14 protein-coding genes and 1 pseudogene are annotated in these 16,308 nt (G+C 73.1%); 7 read left to right on the top strand and 8 right to left on the bottom strand.

Translation table 11 applies throughout. The features are described from left to right. Positions 1 to 81: 81 nt before the first annotated feature. Positions 82 to 729, top strand: a complete 648-nt coding sequence (locus QMZ92_RS13785) for a chaplin (protein WP_283297663.1) — start codon at positions 82 to 84, stop codon at positions 727 to 729. Positions 730 to 878: 149 nt separating this feature from the next. Here QMZ92_RS13785 and QMZ92_RS13780 read toward each other — a convergent pair whose 3' ends face one another. Further along, entirely contained in the window at positions 879 to 1,538 is a 660-nt protein-coding gene (locus tag QMZ92_RS13780) for a DUF2293 domain-containing protein (RefSeq protein WP_283297662.1), read from the bottom strand. A 116-nt stretch (positions 1,539 to 1,654) separates the two neighbouring features. Between QMZ92_RS13780 and QMZ92_RS13775 the strand changes: the two genes are divergently transcribed. Next, the gene (locus QMZ92_RS13775) at positions 1,655 to 2,386 is read left to right on the top strand and encodes a DUF7873 family protein (RefSeq protein ID WP_283297661.1); all 732 of its coding nucleotides are present in this window, start codon (positions 1,655 to 1,657) and stop codon (positions 2,384 to 2,386) included. A 480-nt stretch (positions 2,387 to 2,866) separates the two neighbouring features. Here the strand turns inward: QMZ92_RS13775 and QMZ92_RS13770 are convergent, their stop codons facing one another. Then, positions 2,867 to 4,078, bottom strand: a complete 1,212-nt coding sequence (locus QMZ92_RS13770; protein WP_283297660.1) for a pyridoxal phosphate-dependent aminotransferase — start codon at positions 4,076 to 4,078, stop codon at positions 2,867 to 2,869. Positions 4,079 to 4,181: 103 nt separating this feature from the next. On the opposite strand from QMZ92_RS13770, the pseudogene QMZ92_RS13765 reads away from it, so the two are divergent. Both QMZ92_RS13765 and QMZ92_RS13760 read left to right on the top strand, forming a co-directional pair. After that, positions 4,182 to 4,832 (top strand): annotated as a pseudogene (locus QMZ92_RS13765) (winged helix-turn-helix transcriptional regulator); the annotation flags it as partial. A 115-nt stretch (positions 4,833 to 4,947) separates the two neighbouring features. After that, on the top strand, positions 4,948 to 5,610 hold the full coding sequence (locus tag QMZ92_RS13760) for a nucleoside/nucleotide kinase family protein (RefSeq protein ID WP_283297659.1): 663 nt from the start codon (positions 4,948 to 4,950) through the stop codon (positions 5,608 to 5,610). A gap of 128 nt (positions 5,611 to 5,738) precedes the next feature. Here the strand turns inward: QMZ92_RS13760 and QMZ92_RS13755 are convergent, their stop codons facing one another. The 4 genes from QMZ92_RS13755 to QMZ92_RS13740 form a co-directional block, all read right to left on the bottom strand. Beyond that, positions 5,739 to 6,692, bottom strand: coding sequence for a carbohydrate kinase family protein (locus QMZ92_RS13755; RefSeq protein ID WP_283297658.1), 954 nt, complete (start codon positions 6,690 to 6,692; stop codon positions 5,739 to 5,741). Continuing rightward, complete coding sequence (locus QMZ92_RS13750) at positions 6,689 to 7,597, bottom strand: pseudouridine-5'-phosphate glycosidase (RefSeq protein ID WP_283297657.1); 909 nt, start codon at positions 7,595 to 7,597, stop codon at positions 6,689 to 6,691. The genes QMZ92_RS13755 and QMZ92_RS13750 overlap by 4 nt, the downstream gene beginning before the upstream one ends. A 361-nt stretch (positions 7,598 to 7,958) precedes the next feature. Beyond that, positions 7,959 to 9,314 carry a hypothetical protein gene (locus QMZ92_RS13745; RefSeq protein WP_283297656.1) on the bottom strand — a complete coding sequence of 452 codons (1,356 nt, stop codon included), beginning with the start codon at positions 9,312 to 9,314 and terminating at the stop codon, positions 7,959 to 7,961. After that, a complete protein-coding gene (locus tag QMZ92_RS13740; RefSeq protein ID WP_283297655.1) occupies positions 9,298 to 10,197 on the bottom strand; it encodes a cysteine peptidase family C39 domain-containing protein in 900 nt (299 codons plus the stop codon). The genes QMZ92_RS13745 and QMZ92_RS13740 overlap by 17 nt, the downstream gene beginning before the upstream one ends. Before the next feature lie 170 nt (positions 10,198 to 10,367). On the opposite strand from QMZ92_RS13740, the gene QMZ92_RS13735 reads away from it, so the two are divergent. Beyond that, on the top strand, positions 10,368 to 10,745 hold the full coding sequence (locus QMZ92_RS13735; protein WP_283297654.1) for a cupin domain-containing protein: 378 nt from the start codon (positions 10,368 to 10,370) through the stop codon (positions 10,743 to 10,745). 16 nt (positions 10,746 to 10,761) lie between these two features. Here the strand turns inward: QMZ92_RS13735 and QMZ92_RS13730 are convergent, their stop codons facing one another. Together QMZ92_RS13730 and QMZ92_RS13725 are read right to left on the bottom strand one after the other, a co-directional pair. Further along, positions 10,762 to 12,045: an MFS transporter gene (locus QMZ92_RS13730; RefSeq protein WP_283297653.1), complete on the bottom strand. Its 1,284-nt coding sequence runs from the start codon at positions 12,043 to 12,045 to the stop codon at positions 10,762 to 10,764. An 86-nt stretch (positions 12,046 to 12,131) separates the two neighbouring features. Then, complete coding sequence (locus QMZ92_RS13725; RefSeq protein WP_283297652.1) at positions 12,132 to 12,668, bottom strand: methylated-DNA--[protein]-cysteine S-methyltransferase; 537 nt, start codon at positions 12,666 to 12,668, stop codon at positions 12,132 to 12,134. 466 nt (positions 12,669 to 13,134) lie between these two features. Between QMZ92_RS13725 and QMZ92_RS13720 the strand changes: the two genes are divergently transcribed. Next, positions 13,135 to 14,016: an MHYT domain-containing protein gene (locus QMZ92_RS13720; RefSeq protein ID WP_283297651.1), complete on the top strand. Its 882-nt coding sequence runs from the start codon at positions 13,135 to 13,137 to the stop codon at positions 14,014 to 14,016. A 115-nt stretch (positions 14,017 to 14,131) separates the two neighbouring features. Further along, a complete protein-coding gene (uvrB, locus tag QMZ92_RS13715) occupies positions 14,132 to 16,273 on the top strand; it encodes an excinuclease ABC subunit UvrB (RefSeq protein ID WP_283297650.1) in 2,142 nt (713 codons plus the stop codon). Positions 16,274 to 16,308 lie beyond the last annotated feature (35 nt).

Genomic DNA, 16,308 nt, shown 5'->3' with positions numbered 1-16,308 from the left:
CGGCCATAACCCGGCCGGTTCCATGGCGTTATTTCCGGTGCGGGTGAGCACCCGTGTTCATCCACCGGAAGGCAGGAATCCATGAGGCACATTCGCCGAACAGGTCTGGTCGCAGTGATGGTCACCGGCGGCGCGCTGGCCGCCGCCGGGGCCGCCCACGCCGACTCGGGCGCGCAGGGGAGCGCGGCCGGATCACCGGGCCTGATCTCCGGCAACGCGGTGCAGATCCCGGTCCATGTGCCGGTCAACGTGTGCGGCAACACCGTGAACGTGATCGGTCTGCTGAACCCGGCGGTCGGCAACAGCTGCGAGAACGCAGGAAACGGCGGCGGCGGAGGCGACGGCGCGTCAGACGGCGGAGCGGTCGCCGGGACGAGCGCGAACGACTCCCCCGGAGTCCTCTCCGGGAACGCGGTCCAGCTGCCCGTGGACGTCCCCGTGAACGTCACCGGCAACTCCGTGAACGTCGTCGGCATCGGCAACGCCGCGGCCGGCAACTCCTCCTCGAACTCCGCCAACCCGCCGGCCCCGCCCCGGCAGGTGACGCCGCCGAAGACGGCCACACCCTCGGAGGTCCGCCCCGCCACGCGCGACCTGGAGCCCCAGCAGGGCCCGGTCCACCTGGCCGAGACCGGCACACCGGCGTCTCTGGGCCTCACCCTCCCGGCAGGCGCCGCCCTGGTCCTGGGCGGAGCCGTGCTGTTCCGCCGGTCCCGCGCCAGGGCGTAGACGCGCAGGCGTCCGCGTCGCACACGGGGCCTGTGCTGCTTCTGCCGCCCGGTCCGGAGCCGTCCGGGCCCGGCCCCGTGGCGCCACCCTCCCCCCGGCCGTGTTCCGCCCCTGCGGTACCCCATGACCATCGCTCCGGCGCCCCGCCGTCACACCGGAGCCGCCCGCCAGGCCGTGAGCGCCGTGTCGACGGCCGCAGCGACCCGCCGACGTGCCTCGTGGCGGGGGACACCCCGCATCAGCAGCGCGTCGTACGGCGTGTCCCGGTGGCGTACCGAAGCCCGCACCGCCGCCGTGACCGCGCCCTCGTCCAGGGCGCGGCCGGCCGCGGAACGCCCCACCCGTCCGCTGCCCCGCACCGAGGTGTGCGCCGCCACGTCCAGCGCGCGGTCCAGCGGGCAGGACGGAAAGAGCCGCAGGATCTCCGCGGTGAGTCGGGCGGTGAACCGGACGTCCTCCGCCGCCCGCCGGGCCGCGTCCCGCTCCCGACGGCGTGCCCGTGCCTCCGCGTCGGCCAGGCACGCCGCCTGCGCACGCGCCAGTGCCGCCTCCTCCACCAGCAGGCCCTGCCGTTCGTACCGGGTGCGCTGTCTGTTGTGCCGTACGACGACGGCCCACAGGGAACTCGCCTCGCGAGCCCGCCGGGTCAGCGCCGCGTCACCGCGCGCCAGGAAGACCAGATGGCCCAGGTCCGCGCAGTCGAGACAGCGCGGCGCGTTGAACTCCAGCACCAGCCGCTCCAGCGGACCCCGCCGGCATTCAGCGCAATGCCGCCGCTTCAGCGGCTCGACGACGACGAGCGGTTCCACCGGTCCCTCGCCCCCTCCCCGCAGAACGCCTCATGAACGGGAACTGACAGCTGACGGAACACGGCCGTCCAATAACCGTTCGAGAAAAGGACATCGGTCTTGCCAACTTCCCGGACGTGGCGAAACTCAATCAGATCATCGCAGTGGAGAAGGGCGTCAAGTCCAAGGCGCACCAGGACCTGACGACGGCTCATCACGGCCTCCAGAAGCCGGCCCTGCTCGCCGGAATCGCCCGCACCTACCAGCCCAAGGACGAGGAGGGCGAGCAGCTTCCGCCCGAGTCGACGCTGGTGCAGGTCAAGGCCGAGGACGTGCTGCGCGACACCGCGAGGACGCTGACCCGGTTGTTCGACGTGACCGCCACCAAGGACTGGGCGAACTGCACGGCCCGCGCGGACGTCACCGTCGACGGGCGGGTCCTGGTCGCCGGCGTGCCCGTCGCCTACCTCCTCTTCCTGGAGAAGCAGCTCACGGACATCAACACCTTCGTGCGCGAGCTCCCGGTGCTGGACGCCGCGGAGTCCTGGACCCAGGACCCGTCCACCGACCCCTGGAAGACCGAGCCGGTCAAGACGGTCCGTACGAAGAAGGTGCCCCGCAACCATGTGAAGGCGGAGGCGACCGAGAAGCACCCCGCGCAGGTCGAGGTGTACTACGAGGACATCCCGGTGGGGTACTGGACCACCGTGGAATTCTCCGGTGCCCTGCCCGCCCGCCGGGTCAACGAGTTGCTGGACCGGGTGGAGAAGCTCCAGCAGGCGGTGAAGTTCGCCCGTGAGGAGGCGAACGGCGCGGAGGTCACCGACCAGCGGGTCGGCGACGCCGTGTTCGGCTACCTCTTCGGGTAGCCCATGTACTCCCCGGCCACCACGCACCACGGCCGGGGTGCGCGAGGAGCGCAAAGCTGAAGCTAGTCGTGAACCGCGCGGCCGGCAGGAGACCGGCCGCGACGAATCTCGGACTCTCGCTCCGGACTCAGCATTCGCCGCTCATCGCCGGATCGACCGGGCCCGGGCCCTGGTGCGTCGAGATGCCGGTTCAAGTCCGGCCCGCGGAGCTCGGTCCGCGGTGGTCCAAAGGAAGGACGCGGCGCAATGACGACTGGCCCGGGTCCTCAAGCGTGCCGGCGTGTGAATGTGAGCGGCATCAACAGGGCCCGGAGGCCGGCTACGCCTCCGGGCCCGCTCCCGTTACCCAGTGCCTTCCGCCCGTGCCGGGCGGCACGGTCCGGCTCGCCCGGCGCGCTGTGAGCCACCCCGGCTGTGCGGGCCCTCCGGCGCGCGCCGCGTCGCCCGGTGCACAGGCCCCGGCGGCCGGCGGCCTCTCGCCTACTGGCGGTATCCGCTCAGGAAGCGCCCGATCCGGCTGATCGCGGCATCCAGGTCGTCCGCGTGCGGCAGGGTCAGGATGCGGAAGTGGTCCGGGCGCGGCCAGCTGAAGCCGGTGCCCTGCACCACCTGGATCTTCTCCCGTAGCAGCAGGTCCAGCACGAACCTCTCGTCGTCGTGGATGGGGTGCACCTCGGGGTCGATGCGCGGGAAGGCGTACAGCGCCCCCTTGGGCTTCACGCACGAGATGCCGGGGATCTCGTTCAGCCGTTCCCACGCACGGTCGCGCTGCTCGCGCAGCCGTCCGCCCGGCGCGGTGAGCTCGTGGATCGACTGGCGTCCGCCGAGCGCGGCCTGGATGGCGTACTGTGCGGGCGCGTTGGGGCACAGCCGCATCGACGCGAGCATCGTGAGCCCCTCCAGATAGCTGCGCGCGTGCTGCTTGGGGCCGGTGACGACCAGCCAGCCGGAGCGGAAGCCCGCCACCCGGTAGGTCTTGGACAGTCCGCTGAAGGTGAGGACGACCAGGTCCGGGGCGAGTGCGGCCGCGGTGTGGTGGACGGCATCGTCATAGACGATCTGGTCGTAGATCTCGTCGGCGAAGACCATCAGCTGGTGGCGGCGCGCCAGGTCCAGGATGCCCTCGACGATCTCGCGCGGATACACCGCTCCGGTGGGGTTGTTGGGGTTGATGATCACGACGGCCCTGGTCCGGTCGGTGATCTTCGACGCCATGTCGTCCAGGTCCGGGTACCAGTCGGACGCCTCGTCGCAGAGGTAGTGGACGGGCTTCCCGCCGGAGAGGGTCGTGACGGCGGTCCACAGCGGGAAGTCGGGTGCGGGGACGAGCACTTCGTCGCCGTCCTCCAGCAGTGCCTGCACCGCCATGGACACGAGTTCCGAGACGCCGTTGCCGAGGAACACGTCGTCGACGGAGACGTCCGGGAGCCCGAGGGCCTGGTAGCGCTGGGCGACGGCGCGCCGGGCGGAGAGTATGCCGCGAGAGTCCGTGTAGCCGTGGGCCTTGGGCAGCATCCGGATCATGTCCTGGACGATCTCCTCCGGCGCCTCGAAGCCGAAGAGCGCGGGGTTGCCGGTGTTGAGCCGCAGCACGCTGTGGCCGGCCTCCTCCAGCGCGTTGGCGTGCTCGATCACCGGGCCGCGGATCTCGTAGCAGACCTCGCTGAGCTTGCTCGACTGCCGGAACTCCATGCGGAGGCCTCCCCAGGACTGACGCGGACGGTGGTACCCGCTGTCACTTGGTTTTACCAAGTGACAGCTTGGAAAGTCCAACAACGGGTCTAGACTGCCCTGCATGCCCCGTCCTCCACGCCGCCGAAGCTACGACCAGTACTGCGCCGTCGCCCGCGCCCTCGACTCCGTCGGCGACCGCTGGACGCTGCTGATCGTGCGGGAACTGCTGGCGGGCCCCCGTCGGTACACCGATCTCCATGCCGATCTGCCCGGAGTCAGCACGGACGTCCTCGCCTCCAGGCTCAAGGACATGGAGCGCGACGGGCTGACGGCCCGCCGCCGGCTGCCCGCCCCCGTCTCGGCGTACGTGTACGAACTGACCGAACGCGGACGGTCCTTGCTCCCCCTGGTCGGAGCCCTGGCCGAATGGGGTGCGCCCGCACTCGACGGCCCCCGCCCGACGGACGCGGTACGGGCCCACTGGTTCGCCGTCCCGCTGCTGCGCCGGCTGGAGTCGGCGGGTGTGACCGGCACCGTCGAAGTGCACCTCCCGGAGGGGGAGTTCCATCTGCGGCTCGCTCCGGACGGATCCGGGGAGTCCGGTTACGGGGACGGTCCGGCCCCCGCCGGGATCCCGGCCACCCGGCTGGAGCTGGACGGCGGCACCTGCCTCGCCGTCAGCCGGGGCGACCTCGGCGTCGCGGAGGGCGTACGGGACGGGCGCATCCGCGTCTCCGGCGGCGGGGCCGCGGCAGCCGCGCTCGCTGAGGGGCTCGACGGGGAGCCGCCGGGCACCGGCCGGGACACGGGCGTACTCGTCGACGCGTCCTGCGGCCGGTCGCGAGGCGCCGCGGAGCAGGGCGACGGCCGGGAGCGATGACGGACGGGTGCGACTGGAACCGATCACCTGGGAGCGGCTGACCGAGGCCGTCGCGGACCGGATCGCGAAGAGGCGGGCCGGCGACGGCAGCCCGTGGCTGCGCGTCGCCGTCGACGGTGCCCCCGCCGCCGGCACGTCGGGTGCGGCCGAGGCCCTCGCCGAGGCTCTGCGGCTGCGCGGGCGTGCGGTGCAGGTGGTGGGCACGGGCGGGTTCCTGCGGCCCGCCTCGCTGCGGTTCGAGCTCGGGCGCGAGGATCCCGACAGCTTCTACGACGGCTGGTTCGACGTCGGGGCGCTCTGGCGCGAGGTGTTCGGGCCGCTGGAGCCGGGCGGTTCGGGACGGGTGCTCCCGGACCTCCGGGACCCGCTCACCGACCGTGCGACACGCAGCCCCCGCGCCGAACTGCCGCCGGGCGGCGTGCTCGTGCTCCACGGCCCGCTGCTCCTCGGGCACTGGTTCCCCTTCGACCTGACCGTCCATCTGCGTCTCTCGTCCGGTGCCCTGCGCCGCCGCACCGACGCCGGCGAGCTGTGGACGCTGCCCGCCTTCGAGCGCTACGAGCACGACGTCTCGCCGTCGGAGGCCGCCGAGGTGGTGGTCCGTGCCGACGACCCTCGCCACCCCGCGTGGAACGCGCCGTGGGAAGGCCGCGACGAGAGCGAACGGTGAGTGCGACGGGTGCACTCGCGGTGCGCGTGCTCCGAGTGACGGGCACGGCCGGACCGGCGGCGCGCGGGCGGTCCGGGCGTCCTCGGCCGGCGCGGTGCGGTGTCCCGGGAGGTGCTCGGGGACGTGGACTACGGCCGCGTACCCGTGCTTCCCGGCGGCCGGCCCCCGCGCACCGTGACCGCGTGGGCCCCGGCGCGGCATCCCGCCGACGCCGCGTCGACCGGGGACGCGCCTGAGAGCAGGGCGGCCAGGAAGGCGCCTGTGAAGGCGTCGCCCGCGCCCGTGGAGTCGACCGCCGTCGCCGGAACAGGGGCGACCCGGGCCGTCACCGCACCCGACTCCGCGACGAGCGCGCCGCCCGCGCCGAGCGTGACGACGGCCAGCGGGACGTGGCGGCTCAGTTCGGCCGCGGCGTCGGCGGGGTCGGGGAGGCCGGTGAGGAGCCCGGCCTCGTCCGCGTTGGGGAGCAGCACGGCGGCGCCCGCCGCCGCCGTGAGGAAGCGGTCCACGCCCATGGCGGCGATGAACCCGGCGGAGGCCGGGTCGACGCTCACCGGAACGCCCCGTTCGAGCGCGTCCGCGAGTGCCAGTCCGGCCAGCTCCCGGCTGGGCCCCGAGAAGAAGAGGTACCCGGAGAGATGGAGTCCGGCCACTCCGTCCAGCAGCCCCGCCGACCAGTCGGCGGGACACAGCCGCAGCGCCGCTCCGCCGTCGGTGAGGAAGGTCCGTTCGGCCTTCGCGTCGACCAGCGCGACGATCGTGGCCGTCGGTGCCTCCTCGTCGGGGATCAGCGTCGGGCGGACTCCGGAGTCCCGTAGCAGTGTGCCGTGCCACTCCGCGCCTCCTGCGCCGACCCGCCCGAGCAGCCGTACGTCCGCACAGCCCGAGTAGGCCGCCCAGCAGGCGGCGTTGGCGCCGGCACCGCCCGGCAGCGTCAGTATCTCCGCCGTGGTGTCGGTCCCGTACGTGAGCGGCTCGGTGTGGCGGGCCACCACGTCCGTGGCCACGTCCCCGACGACCAGCAGCGCTCCTCCGGCCGCACCGGGCCACGCCGTCTCCTCGCGGTCCGCTGCCGCTCTCACAGCGCGGCCGCGATCCGCGCCGCCAGCCGTACGTTGCCGCGTACCGCCGCCAGATTGGCCTCCAGCGAGGCGCCGCCCGTGTGCTTCATCAGGAAGTCCAGCAGGAACGGCGTGACCGCCTGGCCGCCGATGCCCCGCTCCCGGCATTCGTCGAGAGCCTCCCCGAGCACACGGTCGTGCAGCGCCGGGTCCAGTTGCTCGTCCTCCGGCACCGGCCGGGCCACGACCAGCGCCGTGTCCGGCCCGCCGAGCGCTTCCTGTGCGCGCATCACGTCCGCCACCTCTTCCGGCGTACGGACCGTCCAGTCGACCGGCAGGCCGGAGGAGGACAGATAGAACCCCGGGAAGTGCCCGGTGCCGTAGCCGATCACGCCGACCCCGAGGGTCTCCAGGCGCTGCAGCGTCGCCGGGACGTCGAGGATCGACTTGACCCCGGCGCAGACGACCGTGATCCCGGTCCTGGCGAGCAGCCGCAGGTCCGCCGACTCGTCCTGGGTGACCGACCACTCCCGGTGCACCCCGCCGAGCCCGCCGGTCGCGAAGACCCGGATCCCGGCGCGTGCCGCGAGGAACGCCGTGGCGGACACGGTCGTCGCCCCGCTGGCCCCGGCGGCGAGGGCGGGTGCCAGATCGCGGTGCCCGAACTTGCGCACCCCCGGGTCCGTGGCGATGCGCTCCAACTCGTACTTGCCCAGGCCGACATGGGCCCTGCCGTCCAGTACGGCGATCGTTGCCGGCACCGCGCCGGCGCCTCTGACCAGTGCCTCCAGCTCCTCGGCGACGGCCAGATTGCGCGGCCGCGGCAGTCCGTGGGCGATGATCGTGGATTCCAGGGCGACGACGGGCCGACGCGCGACGAGCGCCTCCCGTACCTCTTCGGACAGCATCAGCGTGGTCTTGGGCATGTCCACATCCCTGGCACGGCAGCGGCGTGCCCAAACGTTTCGGCAGTCGCATCGTCACGGCCCTGCCGACACGGTGCTCGTGCTCGTGCCTCGCCCCGTTCCTCGTGCCCGCTCGCCGCCGCCCCACCGGGATCCTCCGGCTCGGTAGCAGTCCACCACCGGACCACCGGCCCCGGCCCACCCCGCCCGGAGCACCGGCCTGCCCCTTCCCGGCCACCACCGCTTCCGCGACCACTGGTCCCGAAGGCCCGGACCACCGGTGCCGACGGCCCGTGCACCGCCCGGGCACGGGGCTCGCTCACCGCCCGGAACGGCGGCCCGTGCACCGCCCGGGCAGGGGGCCCGAGCGGTGCTCCGCGTCTCAGCCGCAGTCGCGCGGCTTCGGCAGCCGTGGCAGCCGGTCCGCACGCACGACCTGGATCACCGACCGCGCCCCCGGCCCCTTCGCCCGGTCCTCGTTGTAGGCGACGGCCAGCGCGCCCGCTCTGGCCTGGGCGTAGCCGTACTGCGGGGTGATCCGCGTGTATGCGGAGGTCCGCAGGTCCAGGGCGTAGGCGGCCTCCGGCGTACGCCACGTGATCAGCTCACCGCTGATGCGCAGCTGGTCGAGCCCCTCGGCAGCGGGGGCACCGGAGAGCCGCGCCACCGGTGACGACTGCCCCTGCCGCCAGACCACCAGCCTCGGCTCACCCGCGTCCTTCCCCTCCTCGATCCAGGCCCAGGTGGCGCCGTCGGAGGTCGGAGACCTCAGATCGCGCAGTGCGGCGAGGGGCCCCGGCAGTCCGGCGGGGCGCAGGGTGGCGAACGACAGCGCGGACAACTGCGTCGACCGGCCGTCCGCGCTCGCCTCCCGCCAGGCCAGCAGCCCGCCCGCGGCGAACGGGGCGTCGAGCACACCGGAGTGCAGGGCGCGCGGCGAGGGTGCCCGGTTCCCGGAGCCGGGCCGGCGGACCGGACTGCTGAAGATCGTGGCCCGGCCCTTGCCCGTGCCCTGCGCCCAGAAGACCGAACCGTTCCGGACGACGGGCTGGGGGAGCGGTCCGGGGAGCGTGGACCGCGCGAGCCTGCGCATCCCGCCCCGGGCGTCCTGCACGTACAGCGACCAGGGACTGTCGAGCGTGCGACCCTCCAGGACCGCGAACGCCGTCCACCGCCCGTCCGCCGAGACGTCGGCGGCGAGGAGCTGGTGCTCGACGGGATCGGTGAACGTCAGCAGGGTGCGCGGTGCCTCGGCGTCCTCGACGACGGCCGCCCGGCGGCTCCGCCCGTCGGAGAGCTGGACGACGGTCCACCTGGCCCGGGGGCCTACCTCGGTGAGGACCGCGCGCTGGCCCGCCGGCGCCCGGAACTCGCCTGCAGCGAGCGCGGACCGCCAGCTCTCGGGCAGGGGCGCCTCGCATGCCGCCCGGACGACGGCGGCCGGCGGGGAAGCCGTCCGTGCGGAGCCGGACGGGAGCGCGTGCGCCGGCCCCGACGAGGACGGCGCCGAGGCGACCGGAGAGGCGGTGGGGTCCGTGGGGGCCGACTCGTGGGCCGGCGAGCACCCCAGGCCCGCGAGCACGAGCAGGGCCGAGCCGAGCAGCGCCGGGACCCTTGGTGCGCCGGAGCGGTGCCATCGTGCCGGTCGTTCCGGTGGTGCGCCGGCGCGGGCCCACCGGCCGCACCGCCGGTCCGGACGGTCCGGCGCCCGGCTGGAGGGCCTACCAGACGTAGCCACGGCCACCCATGATCGTCGTGATGGTGTCCGCGGAGATCCGGGCGGACTTCGGGACTCCGCCGGCCCAGGAGATCACGCTGGTGCTCACCCCGCCGACCGGGTCCAGATAGCGGACCTGCCGCGCGTCCGTGTCGCTGTTGTAGCCGTCGATGGCGACCCAGTGGAAGATCTCGATGTTCGGGTGCCCGGCCAGGTGCGGACCGCCCGGTACCTCCCAGGCGTTGCCGGCGATCGCGTAGTCGTAGTCCGTGTTGTGGACGATGTGCTCCCGGAAGTCCGCCACGTCGGCCGACGTCGGGCTGTACGGCAGCGACCTCGGCACGTAGTTGGCGCCGGGGAGACGGTGGTTGAGGGCGTCTGCCATCGGATAGCCGGTCGGCTCCGCCACGTCGATGCCGACCCCGTACCAGGCCGTGCCGCTGGAGTCGGTCTCCAGGAGGTCCGCCGCGCTCTGCTGGGAGCGCCCGCCGACCTCGTCGTGCGCGGACTGGGTGATGACCAGGGCGGCCGGGCCGCACCAGTACGACCTTCGCTGGGACTGGTGCAGCCCGCCGGAGACGATGTAGCCGGCTCGCTTGGCGCGGGTGGCGGGCCGCCCGAACCACGCGGCGGCCTCCGCCTCCTTCCGGGCGGTGACCCGGCGCTGCTCGGCGGTGAGCCGTTGCGGCCCGAGGGTGTCCAGGGCCTGCTTGTAGAAGGCGCCTGGCGCCCTCCGGGACCCGGATCCGGGCAGGAGGCCCGGGAACGGGTCGGTGTCGTGCCCCGCCGTCGTGCGGGCGTCGGCCGGCTCCACGCCGGCGGCCGGCCCGGTCGCGGTGAGGACGGAGAGGAGGCACACGGCCGTGATGAGGGCGAGGCAACGCCCTGTGCGCACTGCTGACATCGGTGGTCGCTTCCTGTGCGAGGGGGAACTCGGGCAAGCGCTGCCGTGGGTGTCGCACGCCTTTGCGCGTGGGCAGCTGTGGGCCTACCTCGACGGTGCCCCGTGCCCCTGTGCCTCCCGGGGCGGCTCGCCGCGTGCCGCGAATCTTTCGCCCGCTAAGGTGAGCCGCCATGACGACCTTTGATCACTCAGTTGCCGGGCCTTCTTCTCCTTCGTTCGTCGTGCACATCCCGGACGCGGAGCTGGAGCCCGAGCCCCTCGACCCGGCCCAGATCGTCTCGGGGAACCCCGTGGTGACGGGCAAGGTGCTGTGGGAGTCCGAGGACGGGAAGCAGGTGCGAGGCCTCTGGCAGATCACGCCCGGCGTGGTCACCGACACGGAGGCCAACGAACTGTTCGTCGTCGTGAGCGGTCGCGCCACGGTCGAGGTCGAGGGCGGTGCCACGCTGGAGATCGGGCCGGGCGACGCCTGCGTGCTGCGCGAGGGCGACCGTACGACGTGGACCGTCCACGAGACGCTGCGCAAGGCCTACCACATCAGCGAGTGACGGCGTCGGCGGACGGTCAGTCCTCGGCCGCCGCGCCGTTGCGGGTGACGGCGCGGCGGACGGCGAGGGCCGCGAGCGGCAGCAGCAGACACGCGCCGACGAGGTTGAGCACGCCGTAGCCTCCCTGCGCCACGATCAGCCCCGCCATGACACCGCCGATGCCCGCTGCCGCGTTCATGGTCAGGTCCGACAGGCCCTGGACCGCCGGCCGGGCGGGGCCCGGCACGGAGTCGGTGAGCAGAGCGGAGCCGGAGACCAGGCCCGCCGACCAGCCGAGGCCGAGCAGGAACAGACCCGCCGCGGTACGGCCGTGGCTCGCTCCCGCCGTGCCCGCGAGCAGTGCGGCGCACGACAGCAGGCCCACGGCGAGTCCGATCACCGACAGCCTGCCGAAGCGGTCGGACAGTGCGCCCATCACCGGCGAGAAGGCGTACATACCGGCGATGTGGCCGCTGATGACCAGGCCGATCAGCTGGATCCCCGCCCCGTGGTGGCTCAGCGCGACGGGGGTCATCGACATGATCGACACCATCGCGGTGTGCGAGACGGCGACCGTGACGAGCGCCAGCCTGGCTCCGGCGGACTCCCGTACGGCACGGACTCCCGCACGCAGCGACCGCTCCTCCTTGCCCCCTTCCTCCGACGGCGCGAGCGCACGGGCCGTCAGCAGCGGATCGGGCCGCAGCAGCAGGGCGACGACCACCGCCGCGATCAGGAAGACCCCGGCCGCCCAGACGAACGGCCCGGCGGCCTCCGGTATCCCCGACCCGGAGACGCTCCGGCCCGCCGGTGCGGCGATGTTCGGTCCCACGACCGCCCCGATCGTGGTCGCCCACACCACCAGGGAGATGGCGCGGGCGCGTCGCGCCGGCTCCGCCAGGTCCGCTGCGGCGAAGCGCGCCTGGAGGTTCGCCGAGGAGGCCGCCCCGAAGGCGGCCATGCCCAGCAGGAGGAGCGGGAAGTTGCCGAGCACCGAGGCGAGTACCACCACACCGGCGCCCACGGCCCCGATCACATAGGCCAGCACCAGCCCGGGACGCCGCCCACGGGCGGTCATCAGCGATGCGAGCGGAACGGACAGCAGCGCCGTGCCGGCGACCGTCGCGGTGGGGGCGAGGCCCGACAGCGCCTCCGACCCGCTGACCTGCTGGGCCAGTACTGCGGCCAGTGCGATGCCGGTCGCGACCCCGAGACCGCCGAGGATCTGGCTCGCGATCAGCACGGGAGTGATCCGGCGGCGCAGGGCGGGCAGGTCCGTGGAGCCGGCGGTTATGGGCACGTCGTGAGAGGTACTGGCCACTGCCGCAGTGTGCCAGTGGCATCGGCTCCACGACACCCCGGCCGTCGCGCCGCGGTGGGCCGCCGCACGCCGTCCGCCCGGCCCGGTCAGAAGAGCGGCTGCGGCAGCACCCCCTCCAGCGCCAGTAGCTTCCGTTTGGTCTCGAGGCCGCCGCCGAAACCGCCCAGGCCGCCGTCGCTCTCCACCACGCGGTGGCACGGCACCACCAGGGGCAGTGGGTTGGACCCCATCGCCGCGCCCACCGCCTGGGCGGCGCCGGGCCGGCCCGCCCGGTCGGCCAGCTCCCCGTACCCCACGACCGTGCCGTACGGCACGGTCTCCGCGAGCTCGTGCAGCACCCGGCGGTTGAAGCCGGACGTCAGCGACCAGTCCAGCGGCAGCCCGAACTCCGAGCGGCGCCCCGCGAAGTACTCCGCGAGCCGGCGTATCGGCTCGGCCAGCAGCCCCGAGCCCTGGGCGTCCTCGGCCCCCCGGCGGCCCAGGCGTTCCGCGAGCCGGCCGACGGCTCTGGCCCGCACCGGCTCCCGGGCGTGGAAGACGACGCTCACCAGTCCGTCCTCGGTCGCGGCGAGCAGCAGCGGCCCGATGCCCGAGTCCACGACGGTCCACTCGAAGCTCTTCATGCGGACCACCGTACGGCCGGGCACCGACAGCCGCCCCGGCCTGTGGGGAACGCCGGACCGGGCTCCCGGGCCGGTATCGGATCGCCGGGCGGGCCGGGCGTGCGCACCGATCCGCCACGGGCGGGCGCCCGGCCGCGGCGGCCGGTACCGGGGCGCGTGTCGGCACCCCGGCGAGGACGTCGCCGCCGTCGCCGCCGTCGCCGCCGAGTCCGAGTCCGAGACTGCCCAGGCCACCGAGCCGGTCAACGTTCAACGGGCTCGCGAACCGATCACGTACGGTCGCAGGATGGCCACAAGATGAACGGAACCCTCGCGCTGCGGCTCCCGGCCCACGCTTTCGTCGCGGATAAATCTCCCTCCCGAGGTTTGCTTGCCGGGGCGCTCGCCATACGCTCGCCCAGGACGGCCTTCTCGACGGGACGCACGAGGACACCTGGCGACACATGGGGCGAAGGGCATAGCGCGGATGCAGGGCACAGTGGACGGTTTCAGCCACGGGCTCGTCACGCCCGTGGCCGCGTACCTCATGGCGTGCCTGGGGGGCGTGCTCGGGCTGCGCTGCACGACCAGGGCCCTGCGGAGCGGGGGTGTCGTGCGGCCGGGCTGGCTGGCGCTCGGTGCCGTCTCCATCGGTTCGGGGATCTGGACGATGCACTTCGTCGCCATGACGGGCTTCGCCGTGGACGGGGTGCCGATCGGCTACGACCCCTTGATCACCTTCGCCAGCCTCGCCGTCGCCGTCGTGATGACCGCGATCGGGACGTTCGTCGTCGGCCACCGCGGCGCGAACACGATGGCCGTGGTCACCGGCGGCATGATCACGGGCCTCGGTATCGCGACCGTCCACTACCTGGGCATGGCGGGCATGCAGCTCAGTGGGCGGTTCGAGTACGACACCCCGACCGTGGCGCTGTCGGTGGTGATCGCCGTCGTGGCGGCGACGGCCGCGCTGTGGGCGGCGGTTTCGGTCCGCGGTTTCCTGCCGAGCCTCGGCGCCGGACTGGTGATGGGCGTGGCGGTGAGCGGCATGCACTACACCGGCATGGCCGCCGTCACCGTCCATGTGGACGGCGTCGCCTCGCCGCCGGCCGAGGGCGACAGCCCGCTCGCGCTTCTCGCCCCGATGCTGGTGGGGCCCGTGGTGTTCCTGGTCCTGGCGGCGGTGATCGTCATGTCCGACCCCGCGCTCCTCACGGGCGACCCGGACGTGCGGAACGCTCCCGTCGTGGGGCGTGCCGCCGCCGTGGGCGTGCCCGCGCAGCGCCGCCCCCCTCACGCCGGGCCGGCGAACTGGGCGGCGCCGTCCGGAGAGGTCCGTCGCGGCTTCCAACGCGCCCGCCGGCCCTGACCGGCCCGCCCGCGCCGCGGTGGCACCTGCCGGGCGGGACGGCCCCCGCGTCCGCCGCGCAGCCGTCACGAGCGGTCCGGGCCGGTTGTCGGTGGGGGGTCGTACGGTTGATGGCATGCGGCCCGTTACCGAGATCGAACGCACGATGGCGCCCTTCGAGGTCGTCAGTCCCTACAAGCCCAGCGGCGACCAGCCCGCGGCCATCGCCGAGCTCGACCGGCGCGTCCGCGCGGGTGAGAAGGACGTGGTGCTGCTCGGTGCGACCGGCACCGGCAAGTCGGCCACCACGGCCTGGATGATCGAGAAGCTCCAGCGCCCGACCCTCGTGATGGCACCGAACAAGACCCTGGCCGCCCAGCTGGCGAACGAGTTCCGCGAGCTCCTGCCGAACAACGCGGTCGAGTACTTCGTCTCGTACTACGACTACTACCAGCCCGAGGCGTACGTCCCGCAGTCGGACACGTACATCGAGAAGGACTCCTCGATCAACGAGGAGGTGGAGCGGCTGCGCCACTCCGCGACGAACTCCCTGCTCACCCGCAGGGACGTCGTGGTGGTCGCCTCCGTCTCGTGCATCTACGGCCTCGGCACCCCGCAGGAGTACGTGGACCGCATGGTGCCGCTGCGGGTCGGCGACGAGATCGACCGCGACCAGCTGCTGCGCCGCTTCGTGGACATCCAGTACGCGCGCAACGACCTCGCCTTCACCCGTGGCACCTTCCGGGTCCGCGGCGACACCATCGAGATCTTCCCGGTGTACGAGGAGCTCGCCGTCCGGATCGAGATGTTCGGCGACGAGATCGAGGCGCTCTCCACGCTCCATCCGATCACGGGCGAGGTGATCAGCGACGACCGCGAGCTGTACGTCTTCCCGGCCAGCCACTACGTCGCCGGCCCGGAGCGCATGGAGAAGGCGATCACGGGCATCGAGCGGGAGCTCGCGGAACGCCTCGCGGAGCTCGAGAAGCAGGGCAAGCTCCTGGAGGCCCAGCGGCTGCGCATGCGCACCACGTACGACATCGAGATGCTGCGCCAGATCGGCACCTGCTCCGGTGTGGAGAACTACTCGATGCACTTCGACGGCCGCCTCCCGGGCAGCGCGCCGAACACCCTTCTCGACTACTTTCCGGAGGACTTCCTCCTGGTCATCGACGAGTCCCACGTCACGGTCCCGCAGATCGGCGCCATGTACGAAGGCGACGCCTCCCGCAAGCGCACCCTGGTGGACCACGGCTTCCGGCTGCCCTCCGCGCTCGACAACCGGCCGCTGAAGTGGGAGGAGTTCCAGGAGCGGATCGGGCAGACCGTCTATCTGTCGGCGACCCCGGGCGCGTACGAACTCTCCCGCGCCGACGGCTCCGTCGAGCAGATCATCCGCCCCACCGGCCTCGTCGACCCGGAGGTCGTCGTCAAGCCCACCGAAGGCCAGATCGACGACCTCGTGCACGAGATCCGCACGCGCACCGAGAAGGACGAGCGCGTCCTCGTCACCACACTCACCAAGAAGATGGCCGAGGACCTGACGGACTACTTCCTGGAGCTCGGCGTCCGGGTCCGCTACCTGCACAGCGACGTGGACACGCTCCGCCGGATCGAGCTGCTGCGCGAACTGCGCGCCGGTGAGTACGACGTCCTGGTCGGCATCAACCTCCTCCGGGAGGGCCTCGACCTCCCCGAGGTGTCGCTGGTGGCGATCCTCGACGCCGACAAGGAGGGTTTCCTGCGCTCCGGCACCTCGTTGATCCAGACCATCGGCCGCGCGGCGCGCAACGTGTCCGGACAGGTCCACATGTACGCCGACAAGATCACTCCGGCGATGGAGAAGGCGATCGAGGAGACCAACCGGCGCCGGGCCAAGCAGATCGCGTACAACGCGGCGAACGGCATCGACCCGCAGCCGCTCCGCAAGAAGATCAACGACATCGTCGCCACCATCGCCCGCGAGGAGGTCGACACCGAGCAGCTTCTGGGCACCGGCTATCGGCAGGGCAAGGACGGCAAGGGAGCCAAGGCGCCCGTTCCGTCGCTGGCCGCGCACGCCGTCAAGGGCGCCGACGCAAAGGGTGCCAAGGCGGGCAAGGGTGCGGTCACGAGCGACCGGCCGGCCGCCGAACTGGCCGGGATCATCGAGGAGATGACGGACCGGATGCGAGCCGCGGCGGCGGAGCTCCAGTTCGAGGTGGCCGCGCGGTTGCGGGACGAGGTGGGCGAACTGAAGAAGGAGCTGCGGCAGATGAAGGAGGCCGGTGTCGCCTGAGCCGGGCCGGTGTCGCCCGGGCCGCGGCCAGTGTC

The organism is Streptomyces sp. HNM0645 (assembly GCF_030056615.1).
In the GTDB taxonomy this organism is placed as follows: domain Bacteria; phylum Actinomycetota; class Actinomycetes; order Streptomycetales; family Streptomycetaceae; genus Streptomyces; species Streptomyces marianii.
The sequence above is the reverse complement of the archived record's forward strand: the minus strand, read 5'-3'. Positions and strand labels throughout refer to the sequence as shown.